10 protein-coding genes and 1 pseudogene are annotated in these 11517 nt (G+C 58.7%); 7 read left to right on the top strand and 4 right to left on the bottom strand.

Annotated elements, in window-relative coordinates:
- Positions 1-170 precede the first annotated feature (170 nt).
- Positions 171-1028 (bottom strand): glucose 1-dehydrogenase, encoded by an 858-nt coding sequence (locus AO064_RS26615; protein ID WP_064055111.1) that lies wholly within the window; start codon positions 1026-1028, stop codon positions 171-173.
- Between the two features lie 192 nt (positions 1029-1220).
- Complete coding sequence (locus tag AO064_RS26610; RefSeq protein WP_064055110.1) at positions 1221-2429, bottom strand: multidrug effflux MFS transporter; 1209 nt, start codon at positions 2427-2429, stop codon at positions 1221-1223.
- Between the two features lie 157 nt (positions 2430-2586).
- Here AO064_RS26610 and AO064_RS31940 point away from each other — a divergent pair.
- Together AO064_RS31940 and AO064_RS31935 are read left to right on the top strand one after the other, a co-directional pair.
- Positions 2587-3342: pseudogene (locus AO064_RS31940) on the top strand (MCP four helix bundle domain-containing protein); the annotation flags it as partial.
- The gene (locus tag AO064_RS31935; RefSeq protein ID WP_371914029.1) at positions 3337-4200 is read left to right on the top strand and encodes a methyl-accepting chemotaxis protein; all 864 of its coding nucleotides are present in this window, start codon (positions 3337-3339) and stop codon (positions 4198-4200) included. The pseudogene AO064_RS31940 and the gene AO064_RS31935, both read left to right, overlap by 6 nt.
- A gap of 60 nt (positions 4201-4260) precedes the next feature.
- Here the strand turns inward: AO064_RS31935 and AO064_RS26600 are convergent, their stop codons facing one another.
- The gene (locus AO064_RS26600; RefSeq protein ID WP_012724228.1) at positions 4261-4620 is read right to left on the bottom strand and encodes a winged helix-turn-helix transcriptional regulator; all 360 of its coding nucleotides are present in this window, start codon (positions 4618-4620) and stop codon (positions 4261-4263) included.
- A gap of 99 nt (positions 4621-4719) precedes the next feature.
- Between AO064_RS26600 and AO064_RS26595 the strand changes: the two genes are divergently transcribed.
- A complete protein-coding gene (locus AO064_RS26595; RefSeq protein WP_064055108.1) occupies positions 4720-5469 on the top strand; it encodes an SDR family NAD(P)-dependent oxidoreductase in 750 nt (249 codons plus the stop codon).
- Between the two features lie 110 nt (positions 5470-5579).
- On the opposite strand, the gene AO064_RS26590 is transcribed toward AO064_RS26595, so the two are convergent.
- Positions 5580-6191 (bottom strand): dTMP kinase, encoded by a 612-nt coding sequence (locus AO064_RS26590; RefSeq protein WP_064055107.1) that lies wholly within the window; start codon positions 6189-6191, stop codon positions 5580-5582.
- A 224-nt stretch (positions 6192-6415) separates the two neighbouring features.
- On the opposite strand from AO064_RS26590, the gene AO064_RS26585 reads away from it, so the two are divergent.
- The 4 genes from AO064_RS26585 to idi all read left to right on the top strand — a co-directional run bounded on the left by AO064_RS26585 (position 6416) and on the right by idi (position 11402).
- Positions 6416-7285, top strand: coding sequence for an isocitrate lyase/PEP mutase family protein (locus tag AO064_RS26585; protein ID WP_064055106.1), 870 nt, complete (start codon positions 6416-6418; stop codon positions 7283-7285).
- Positions 7286-7770: 485 nt separating this feature from the next.
- Positions 7771-9996, top strand: a complete 2226-nt coding sequence (locus AO064_RS26580; RefSeq protein WP_064055105.1) for a cytochrome P450 — start codon at positions 7771-7773, stop codon at positions 9994-9996.
- Positions 9993-10790 (top strand): class I SAM-dependent methyltransferase, encoded by a 798-nt coding sequence (locus AO064_RS26575; protein WP_064055104.1) that lies wholly within the window; start codon positions 9993-9995, stop codon positions 10788-10790. The genes AO064_RS26580 and AO064_RS26575 overlap by 4 nt, the downstream gene beginning before the upstream one ends.
- 69 nt (positions 10791-10859) lie before the next feature.
- On the top strand, positions 10860-11402 hold the full coding sequence (idi, locus tag AO064_RS26570) for an isopentenyl-diphosphate Delta-isomerase (RefSeq protein ID WP_064055103.1): 543 nt from the start codon (positions 10860-10862) through the stop codon (positions 11400-11402).
- Positions 11403-11517 lie beyond the last annotated feature (115 nt).

The raw sequence follows: 11517 nt of genomic DNA, 5'->3' as shown, positions 1-11517 counted from the left end.
TTGGGGCGAAGCGTTTTTGGTTACTTTTGGCGCTCTTCCAAAAGTGACCCGCCGTAAGGGCGGAACCCATTTCAGCCGTTACCCAAACAACGGATATGTACTCCGTCTGATCCAAATCCCGGTCAGCTATGAGGCCGCCTTCGCAGACAAGCCAGCCCCACAGTGAGGCATTAGAGGATCGGCTTACCGCCAGTCACCGCATAACGCGAACCCGAAATGTAGCTGGCCTCATCCGACGCCAACAGCACATAAATCGGCGCGACTTCCACCGGTTGCCCCGGACGCCCCAGCGGGGTTTCGCTGCCAAAGCTCTTCACGTCCTCATCCGGCATCGTCGCCACAATCAGGGGCGTCCAGATCGGCCCCGGTGCCACACTGTTGACCCGAATACCTTTGCTACCGAGCAACTGCGCCAAGCCACCGGTGAAGTTGGCAATCGCGCCTTTGGTGGCGGCATAGGCCAGCAGCGTCGGCTTGGGCATGTCGGAGTTGACCGAACTGGTGTTGATGATCGAACTGCCGGCCTTCATATGTGGCAAGGCCGCCTTGCAGAGGCGAAACATCGCCGTGATGTTGATATCGAAGGTTTTCACCCATTCCTCGTCCTCGATTTCCTCGAGGGTTTCGTGGCTCATCTGGAACGCGGCATTGTTCACCAGCACGTCGATGCGGCCGAACTGCTCGACTGTTTTGTCCACCAACGACTGACACACGCTTTTCTGCGCAATATCACCCGGCAGCAACAGGCATTGGCGACCGGCTTCTTCGACCCAGCGTGCGGTTTCCTGGGCATCCTCATGCTCATCCAGATAAGCGATGGCCACGTCGGCGCCTTCACGGGCAAAGGCGATGGCCACGGCGCGCCCGATGCCGCTGTCGGCCCCGGTGATCAGGGCGATCTTGTTGGCGAGTCGGCCGGAGCCCCTGTAGCTTTTCTCGCCGCAATCGGGATACGGGTCCATTTTTTTCTGCGTACCCGGAACAGCTTGAGCTTGAGGGGCGAAGGGTGGGCGAGGGTAATCAGTCATATCAATCTCCATAGGTGTGCAAAGGGGCTATGGGATTAGTAGTTACCCGCTAGTCGATAGTTGTAACGGATGCCGTCGAAGCCCGACGAGTGGTTAGCTTTGAGCTTTTGCAAAAACGGTATTTCCACTGCCCAACGATGGTCACCCGCGCGGGATTTATCCGTGGGCGTACCTGGCTCAATTGGGCAGCGATCAGGAGGAGGGCGGGGCACTCGCCAAGTGAGCCGGTAGACGACGCAGCGTCCACAGTGTAGTGAGCATCGCCGCGATGCCACACAGTGCGATTCCGATCAACATCGGCGCGGGTGTGTGATCGGCGAACACGCCGACCAGGGTCATGGACACTGCGGCGGTAATCATCTGGATCGCCCCCAGCAAGGCCGAGGCAGAACCGGCCACTGCGCCGTGATCCTCCAGTGACAACACCCCGGCCGCCGGCAACAGCAAACCGAGAAAACCGAAGCCGATAAACAGCATCGTCATCATCAAGGCCAAGCTATCGACCCATAGCGTGGTGGTCGCGAGCACGGCCATCACCGCGGCCACCGCCACCACCGACCCACGAATCAGCGGCGCCAGGCCAAAGCGCGCGCTGAGGCGTGCAGTGAGTTGGCTCATGGCGAAGAACGAGGCGGCATTCAGGGCAAACCCCAGGCTGAATTGCGTGGGTGTCAGGCCGTAATGCTCGATGTACACGAACGGCGCGCTGCCGATAAACACGAAGAAGGTCGCCAGGCCAAAACCGCACACCACCGACAAGCCAATGAATACCGGATCACGCAGCAACGCGCCATAGCTGCTGAAGGCGTTGCCCAAGGTCTTGCCCAGCCGACGTTCGGCCGGGTGGGTTTCGGGCAATTGCACGATGGTCATCACCAGGCACGCCACCGCGACGACCGCCAGCACGGCAAATACTTCACGCCAGCTCCACAGCGCGATCACCAGGCTGCCGGCGAGCGGCGCAAGGATCGGCGAGACACTCATCACCAGCATCAACAAGGCCATCAATTTTGCCGCTTCATGCCCGGTGTACAGGTCCCGCACGATAGCCCGGGGAATCACCATGCCTGCGCACGCACCGAACGCTTGCAGCGCACGAAAGGCGATCAGTGATTCGATGGTCGGCGCCAAGGCACATCCGACGCTGGCTACGGCAAAAATAACCAGGCCGGCATAGATCGGCGGTTTACGCCCGAATACATCACTGATCGGCCCGTAGAACAGCTGGCACACACCGATGATGACAAAGAACACGGTGAGGCTCATTTGTACCAACGCCGGTGAGGCCAGCAGGCTCGCGCCCAGCGTCGGCAGGGCCGGCAGGTAGATGTCGATGGCAAAGGGGCCGACGGCGGTGATCAAGCCCAGCAGCAGGGCGAGGTGGGCGATACTTCGAGACATGGGCAGTTCCGGGTGGAGCAAGGGTCGGTCAGCTTAAGGGATCCGCGCAGATCCGCAAACTTAGGCTTCAATAAGCTGTACGCGTTGCCGATAACATGACCAGCGGGGCTTCTACGGTTGGCATCCCAACCGGCTGACCAGGCATGGGGATATATGCATGACGATCAAACTACGCTTGATGCTGTTGATTACGACCGGGTTGCTCACGGCCTTGATCATGAGCTTGACCGGTTACCTGGGGAATAACCGGATGGGCGACGCCGTGCAGGACAGCGAGGTCAGCATGACCGTGCTGCGCAACCATATGGAAGCCGACATGATGCACGATGCGCTGCGCGCCGACGTGCTGTCGGCCATGCTGGTCGGCCTGGGTAAAAGCACCAGCACCAAGGCCGAAGTCAACAGCTCGCTCAAGGAACACGCCGAGCACTTTCGCCAGGTGTTGGCGGACAACCTCAAGCTGCCGCTGGACGATACGCTTAAGGCCAACCTGGAAAAAATCAAACCCAGCCTGGAAAGCTACATCGCCGCGGGTGAGCGTATCGTCACCCTCGCGCTGGACAATCCCGAAGCCGCGCGTGCTGAACTGGATACGTTCAATACCGCGTTCACCCGCCTGGAAGAGCAAATGGCGACGCTGAGCGAGCTGATCGAAAACAACACCCAGCAAACCAGTGTGGGCACTCGGCAGACCATCAGCAACGCCAACCTCACCCTGGGTGCGGTGTTGATCGCCAGTCTTTTGCTGCTGTTGGCCCAAGGCCGCTGGGTCATGCTCAGCATCATGGGGCCGCTGCAAATGGCCAGCCGCATTGCCGACAGCATCGCCCATGGCAACTTGAGTGAGCCGATTGTCGAACCCCGCCGCAAGGACGAAGCCAGCGCATTGATTCGCAGCCTCGCCACGATGCAGCGGGATCTGCGCGGCATGATCGAAGTGGTGCGCAGCAACGCGCAAGGGGTCAATGGCATGAGCGAACAACTCAGCCACGGCTGCCATGAAGTGGCCGGCAGCAGCCAGCAGCAAAGCTCAGCGGCCACGACCATGGCCGCCGCTGCGAGTGAAATGACGGCGAGTATCGAGGAAATCACCCGGCATGCCGGACGCGCACTCGAGATGGCGAACCAGGCCGAAACCTTGGCCAAGGACGGCGGGCGGGTGATTCATCAGGTGGTCAGTGACATGGACGGCATTGCGCGCTCCGCTCAGCAATCCGCCCAGGTGATCCGCACGCTGGACAAGGAGTCCGAGGCGATCTTCAGCATTATCCAGGTGATCAAAGGGATCGCCGACCAAACCAACCTGTTGGCCTTGAATGCCGCGATCGAAGCCGCACGCGCCGGTGAGCAGGGCCGCGGGTTTGCCGTGGTCGCTGATGAAGTACGCAGCCTCGCCGGGCGTACCAGCGCCTCGACCCAGGAAATTGCCAGCATGGTCGGCCGCATCCAGCAAAGCACGCGGGAAGCCGTCACCAGCATGGAGGAGGGCGTTGCTCAAGTGGATAAGGGCATGGCGGTGACCGCCGAGGTGGAGCGGGCGATCCGCGAGATCCTCCAGGCCACCTTGAATACCACGGAAATGGTCAACGATATCTCCCGCACTATCGGTGAGCAGAGCCTGGCCAGCAATGAAATTGCCCATCAGGTGGAGATGATTGCGGGCATGTCGCAGAACAATAGCCGGGTGATCGCCACGACGGCGTCGACCACGGACGAGTTGTCCAACCTGGCAGGCAAGCTGTCGCAGTCTGTTGATCGGTTTAGATTGTAACCTATTGATTTAACTCAACTAAATAGTCATTTAGTTGAGTTGGCTGTCGGGGCAGGGGGCTCACGGTTGGGCGAGGGCAGACGTACGTCGTTCGGCGATGCGCTCAACTGTTTGCATATGTTCCGTGCCCCATTGGCACAGCGCACCCAGCGCCGTGGCCAGGGACTGCCCGAAGGGCGTCAGGGAATATTCGACTTTAGGCGGTATTTCCTGGAAATCCACCCGGGCAATGATCTCATCGCGCTCCAACTCCTTGAGTTGCTGGATCAGTACCTTATCGGTCACGCCGCCAATCGCGCGTCTTAATTCGCCATATCGATGAACGTTTTGGGCCAGATTGAACAGAACCAGTGGCTTCCATTTACCACCAATCATCGCCAGGGCGGCTTCGAGACCACAGTTAAATGAGTTGTTGGCCATCAGGATAAAGGCTCCAGGGGGTACTTACTAAAAGGTGCATACTATTCAAAAGAATAGCGTAGATCTACAGTTGGGCCTCAACATTCTTTGGAGTTCATCATGAACAGGCTCAACGGCAAAATTGCAGTGGTTACCGGCGGCAACAGCGGCATCGGCCTGGCAACCGCCATTCGCTTTGCGGCTGAAGGCGCACAGGTGGTGATCGTCGGTCGCCGGCAGGAAGAACTGGACAAGGCGCTACACCTGATCGGCGCTGACGCCATCGCCATACAAGGTGACATTTCAAGACTGGACGACCTCGAGCGCATTTTCACTCAAGTCAAAGCCGATAAAGGCCGAGTTGACATACTGTTCGCCAACGCAGGCCTGGGAGATTTCCAGCCGATCGGATCGATCACTGAGGAGTCGTTTGACCGTACATTCGGCATCAACGTCAAAGGCACGCTGTTTACCGTGCAGGCGGCGTTGCCACTCATGCACGCCGGCAGCTCAGTGATCCTGACCGGTTCGACCACAGGCACCATGGGCACACCGGCGTTTAGCGTATACAGCGCCACCAAGGCGGCGCTGCGTAATTTCGCCAGGAGCTGGGCACTGGATCTGAAAGGCACGGGGATTCGCGTCAACGTACTTTCACCCGGGCCGATCTCGACACCGGGTCTTGACCTGGCGCTTTCAGGCACGGGACAAAAGGAAGCAATCATCGACGACATGACTGCGCAGCTTCCATTGGGTCGTATCGGCAAGCCTGAAGAAGTTGCAGCAGCAGCGTTGTTCCTGGCATCGGATGAGAGCAGCTTCATGACAGGCAGTGAAATGTTTGTTGATGGGGGCTTTGCTCAGGTTTGAGTCAGATAGGGGTTTTGTCTGTTGAAATCTGACGGGCACTACCCCTGATTACGCAGTATTGTATTACGCATAATGTATATTATGTTAAATCAAGTATTACGTTATACACGTCACCCAGCTATTTTTTGTATCTGCGCAACCACCTGCTTGACGGCGTCTTCGATCGTGCCTTCATTACGGCACAACACCCAGCCCTGATCCGCAGCCGCCTGCTCGAACATCTCTGTACACGCGACATGCTCTGTGTGCTTGCGGATCACCGTCCCGCCCAGTCCTCGCGACCGTGCAGTTGCTCTTGCCCAGGAAATATCCGGCGCGGTGACAACGCCAACATGCAGGTCCGGCACTCGCACGTCTCGCTCCAGGTTCAACCGCAGAATCTCTGCAAACGGGATGGTGTGTCGAAACGCAGCATCAGACGGATACCAGCGATCAATCAGGATAATGCTGTGCAACGGTTGCTGAGTCAGCACGTTCCGCGAAATCCAGCGACGACTCTCGGCAAAGCGCTCACACACAGCCCATTCCAGATCCCGTGAGGGATTTCTGGCAAGTTCATTAACCAGGGCCATGGTTTCCTTCCTGTAGGGATCGCTTTTTCTCTCGCAAAGTCGGATAACTTTCTTGTTGTCCGCCCTCAGCGCTGCCGTTACTGCCTCCAACAGCGTGGTTTTGCCGGTGCCTTTGGGCCCATCCAGAGAAACAAAAAGCCCAGAATTCATTTTTCACCCAGCTATCGAGACAAGGATGACCACTCTAACGGCATTTTCAGCTGTCCACGCCCCATGTACTTTCACACGTCCCAAACCGTAAGCCCACTATCCACGCGCCAGCCCCTTCCCTAATGCTGAAACGTCATCATCTCCCCTTCGCCCGCATGTTAATCTCGCCCCACCACGAATAGACATTGATCGTCACAAGACGATGACCAGAACCAGGAAAGCCCATGCCAAAGATTTCTCACTCAGCCCTGCGCCGCACATTCCGTGAATTGCTTGCCACCCCAACCTGCGTTGAAACCGCTTCCGTCTTTGACCCGATGTCGGCGCGTATCGCCGCTAACCTGGGTTTCGAAGTCGGCATCCTCGGTGGCTCCGTTGCCTCGTTGCAGGTATTGGCCGCACCCGATTTCGCGCTGATCACGCTGAGTGAGTTCGTCGAACAAGCCACCCGTATAGGTCGCGTTGCCCAACTGCCGTTCATTGCCGACGCCGACCACGGCTACGGCAATGCCCTTAACGTGATGCGCACCGTCGAGGAGCTTGAGCGTGCCGGTGTGGCCGCCTTGACCATTGAGGACACGCTGCTGCCTGCGCAGTTCGGGCGTAAATCCACTGACCTGATCTCCATTGAAGAAGGCATCGGCAAGGTCCGCGCCGCGCTGGAAGCGCGTGTTGATCCAGAACTGTCGATCATTGCCCGCACCAATGCTGGCGTGTTGCCGACTGAAGCGGTTATCGAGCGCACCCTGGCTTATCAGAAAGCCGGTGCCGATGGGATTTGTATGGTGGGTGTGGCTGACTTCGAGCACCTCGAGCAGATCGCGGAGAACCTGACGGTGCCGCTGATGCTGGTGACGTATGGCAACCCTAAACTGAATGACGCCAAGCGTCTGGCCAGCCTCGGTGTGCGTGTAGTGGTTGCTGGTCACGGCGCCTACTTTGCCGCGATCAAGGCGACCTACGACAGCCTGCGTGCTCAGCGCCAGTTGACCCATAGCACCGATAACTTGAGCGCTACCGAGCTGACCCACACGTACACCTTGCCGGAAAACTACGTGGCTTGGGCTGAAGAGTTCATGGACGTCAAAGAGTAAGACTCAAACCGGAACGAGGGGTGCAATGCCCCTCCTTTTCCGATAACGACCTCATCGACAACGTCATCCAACCCACCTGGCAACCTCGGAAACAGACGTTGAAGCCATCACTGCCCTCCTCCTCAAGCCATTGCTGCATCGTGTCGGCGATCCCAGCCCAATAATCAAACGTGGGTCGAAATGAGCGGCCGGGAAAACAGCTGCGTCACGCTGACGATATGCGGTGGCTTTTCCAATATCGACTTCGTACTTTTCCCACACCTGAAGATGAGCGCCTTCGCGTAAGGTCACCTTGGCTGGAAAACCGCTACCTACGACACCGCAGGAACACCTTCGGCGCTGATGTCGACGAGCAGTACGGGGGCTAAAACTTCGTCGGTTCCCACGTATTTCGGAGGGTGCTTTGGACATCCATAGCCGGTGATTCCAAGCCAAGCGGCTTAAAGGAATAGCCTTTGAATAGACCTCTAGAAAAGGACAGCACCATGCCAACGGCACACAGCGAAGGCGATCCAAGCACTCGCCATAACCCTCATTTACCGCCCACACCCCTGATCATTCCCGAGCTTGAGCTTCCTTTCGCCGGTCCGTCACCACGTGCCGACGGTGATCGATTGCGCATGCATGCGCTCGCTTGGGCGCAGCAATACGGCTTGATCGGCCGGCGCGGCGCACACCGGCTGAGCACCACTGCGCTGCTTGATCTGGGGATCGCGTTATGTGGGGCCGCTCCCACACCTCGAGCCGAGACCCTGGTGTGCTGGTATCTGTGGGCGCTCATTCTCGATGACCGCATCGATGACGGACCCTGGGCGGAAAACGGCGCGTTGGCGTGTTTCGTCACGGCGGTGCAGGCGGTGATCGAGGATGACAGTGCTGATCGGTCGGGTGGAACCCACCGATTTGATGACCCCATGCTCGTGGCCTTGGTGGATGATCTGTGGCCGCGAACCCGCTGCTGGGGTGACGAGCGTTGGCGGCAGAGGCTCACCGGGCATTTGCTCGGGCATTTGCGAGCGCAGGCACAGTTGGTACGCATACGGGAAACGGACAGCACCCTCACGTTGGCAGAGTATCTGCCGTTGCGTCGGGATTCGTTCGGCGCACTGTTCTTCTTTGACCTGATCGATGCGGCCGAAACCCTCGACCCGTACCAGCACTCAGCAGACATCGAATGGTGGAACGGGCTGCGTGAACATGCTGCCAATATCATTGCCTGGACCAACGATATTCATTCGATTGCCAAAGATGTGGTGTGTGGTGAGCGCTTCAACCTGGTGTCCATACTCGCGGACGCCGCCGGCACCGACTGGCCTACCGCCATCGAATCCGCCCAACAGAGGGTGAATACGGCGGTCGCGGAGTTCACTGCGCAAGCGGCTCGCCCGGCCGATCACCCGCCGGGCGCTGCGACCGACCCGGATCGGCTGCGCCAGGTCGTCCGGGCGGCGGGCGACTGGCACCGGAGCGTTTCTCGCTATCACCTGCATGCCGCCGACGCTACGGCGCAGGCCAATCGGGAAGTGGACCTGAAACGCACCCCTCCGACCCTGAAATCCCGGCAGTTCGAAATCGATCCCTACCCTTTGTATGAGCGTTTACGTACCACGCTACCGATCGTGTACGACGAACCTACGGATGTGTGGCTGGTCAGTCGGCATGTGGATGTCAAAGCCGCATTGACCCATCCTGGTGCGAGCAGTAACAACTACGCGTGGCAGATCGGACCGCTGTTGGGGCACACAATTGTCGCTATGGATGGCTGCGAACACGCTCAGCACCGGGCGTTGCTCAGCCCATCGTTCCGCAGCAAGGCCCTCGCCGTGCTCGAAGCCTCCATCACTGCGGTGACCCGCGACTTGCTGGCGCAGATGCAAGGCCGACCCCAGGTAGAGCTGATTGCCGATTTCACCGCAGCGCTGCCGGTTCGGGTGATGGCGCGTGTGCTGGGACTCCCGGCTGAAACCCGAGAGCAGGTGGCGCAGTTGAAGAACTGGTGCTCCATAGGGTTTGCCTACATGGGCAACTATCGACAGGACCCGGCGCTGTTGACCGGTGGGTTATCCAACCGAGACAGTTTCTACGACTTCATCCAGCCGCACATTGACGCGCGCCGCGCCGAACCCAGAGACGATTTGATCTCGCAGCTCCTGGCAGCGCGAATTGACGATCAGCCGTTGTCGGAAACATTCGTCCGGGCCTACTGCGCGATCCTGATGACTGCAGGCAGCGAGACCAGCCACGGCGCCCTGGCAAATCTCCTTGTCAACCTGCTGAGCGAGCCCGGCGTCAAAGCGGCGGTAATGGCGGATCCAGGCTTGATGGACAATGCACTCACCGAAACCCTGCGTCGCAACCCTCCTCTGCAACTCATACTCCGGGAAGCCCGTGAACCGCTGGAACTGCCTTCTGGAACGATTCCCTCCGGCGCGACCCTGGCTTGCCTGATCGGTTCGGCCAACCGTGACCCGGATCAATTCACCGACCCGGACACCTTCAATATGTCGCGCCCCCATCAATCGACAAGTCATTTCGCCTTCGGCGCGGGGCGTCATTTCTGCCTGGGATCCCTGCTGGCACGCATGGAGATCACGATCGGCGCTCGCCTGCTGCTACAGACCTTTCCGAACATGCGCTGGGCGCCGGGCTTCCAGCCCACTGAACGCGGATTCCTCAATCGCGGTCCCGACCGGCTGGTGGTCTCACTATGAACACTACTGACGCCGTCGAGAACCCCGACTACACCCGCAGCTGTCTGGGCGATCAACACGCCGGCCAATTGGCACGGCTGCGCACCCTGGAATCTGTGTTTGATCCGTTGAGTCACGCGGTTTTTGATCAGCTCGATCTTCCGCCCAAACCTGCCATCCTGGATCTAGGCGCCGGTGCCGGATCGCTGGCAGGCTGGCTGACCAAGCGATATCCCAACGCGGTGGTCACCGCCACCGACATAGATACGCGATTCCTGGTCGATGTACCTGGCATCCAGGTGGTCACCCATAATGCTGCGACCGACGATTTCCCGGCTGCCTCCTTTGATGTGGTGCACGCTCGGGCGCTGCTGTGTCATCTCACCGAACGCGATGACATAGTGACGCGCGCCCTTACCTGGATCCGCCCCGGCGGCTGGCTGGTGATCGAAGACGTGAGTCTGCAACCGAGCTTGAGGACGGCGAACCCATTGTTCCGAAAAGTAGCCCAGGCAGGCATCGCTCTTCTGGCGCAGTCCATTGGTTCCGACATGCTTTGGGCCGATACGCTTCCCCGCCAGTTACGTGAACGCGGACTCTCAAACATTGCGCACCGTAGCCTTGAAGGCCAAATCGGCGACAACAGCCCAGCCGATACGTTCTGGGCCGCAACCACGGCACAGGCGGGTCCAGCGCTGCTGAGGCTCGGGCTACTCACCCAGAATGACCTTGATGCCATGGCTGAATTGCGCGCTGATCCAGCGTTCACCGACGCCGCTTTGACATTAATCAGTGCCTGGGGACAAGTCCCCTGACATGAGTAGAAACGCGTAAACGCTGCGCGGCGCGCGGACGGGTGCGTAACTGCAGGGAAGGAATACAGAATGAACAATGATGTCGTGTTAGTTGACGCACAGGATGTACCGATAGGTGTCTATGACAAACGCGCTGCACACTTGGGCGCAGGAAGGCTTCATCGCGCATTTTCGGTTCACCTGATCGATAGCGATGGGCGTCATCTGCTTCAACGTCGTGCTGCCGGTAAAATGCTCTGGCCAGGCTTCTGGTCAAATGCTTGCTGCAGTCATCCGGCGCCTGGCGAAAGCATTCTGGATGCCGCGTCCCGTCGTTTGCATGAAGAATTAGGTGTCTCTGCTGCCTGCCGCTTTCTCTATAGTTTTGAGTACCATGCCAGTTTTGGTGAGATCGGTTCGGAACACGAATTTTGCCATGTACTGGTTGCTCAATCTGACGCTACGGTCTCGCCAGTGATTGAAGAAGTCAGCGAGACGCAGTGGTGGACCCGCGCCGAGATAAACGCCCAACTTTCAGAACCACACGTGCAATTCACACCTTGGTTTCGAATGGAATGGCATCACCTGCTGTCCGAGCACCCTTCTTTCGATACTCCCGCCTTGCAGGAATAAATGAACGCCTCCCAGTTGTCCTATGGCGAGGGAGCTGAACTGGTCAAGTAATCTTGGACACTGATTACGGTTCACGCCGCCAACCTTTCCTTCACGACCGGCGACCTGTAGTCGT

Origin of the sequence: Pseudomonas marginalis (genome assembly GCF_001645105.1) — a bacterium.
Classification (GTDB): Bacteria; Pseudomonadota; Gammaproteobacteria; order Pseudomonadales; family Pseudomonadaceae; genus Aquipseudomonas; species Aquipseudomonas petroselini.
The sequence above is the reverse complement of the archived record's forward strand: the minus strand, read 5'-3'. Positions and strand labels throughout refer to the sequence as shown.

Bases quoted from the DNA above. Each gene is read 5' to 3' on its own strand.
- AO064_RS26610 (WP_064055110.1), bottom strand. From the start codon at position 2,429: ATGTCTCGAAGTATCGCCCACCTCGCCCTGCTGCTGGGCTTGATCACC.
- AO064_RS26615 (WP_064055111.1), bottom strand. From the start codon at position 1,028: ATGACTGATTACCCTCGCCCACCCTTCGCCCCTCAAGCTCAAGCTGTT.
- idi (WP_064055103.1), top strand. From the start codon at position 10,860: ATGAACAATGATGTCGTGTTAGTTGACGCACAGGATGTACCGATAGGT.
- AO064_RS26575 (WP_064055104.1), top strand. From the start codon at position 9,993: ATGAACACTACTGACGCCGTCGAGAACCCCGACTACACCCGCAGCTGT.
- AO064_RS26600 (WP_012724228.1), bottom strand. From the start codon at position 4,620: ATGGCCAACAACTCATTTAACTGTGGTCTCGAAGCCGCCCTGGCGATG.
- AO064_RS26585 (WP_064055106.1), top strand. From the start codon at position 6,416: ATGCCAAAGATTTCTCACTCAGCCCTGCGCCGCACATTCCGTGAATTG.
- AO064_RS31935 (WP_371914029.1), top strand. From the start codon at position 3,337: ATGCAGCGGGATCTGCGCGGCATGATCGAAGTGGTGCGCAGCAACGCG.
- AO064_RS26590 (WP_064055107.1), bottom strand. From the start codon at position 6,191: ATGAATTCTGGGCTTTTTGTTTCTCTGGATGGGCCCAAAGGCACCGGC.
- AO064_RS26580 (WP_064055105.1), top strand. From the start codon at position 7,771: ATGCCAACGGCACACAGCGAAGGCGATCCAAGCACTCGCCATAACCCT.
- AO064_RS26595 (WP_064055108.1), top strand. From the start codon at position 4,720: ATGAACAGGCTCAACGGCAAAATTGCAGTGGTTACCGGCGGCAACAGC.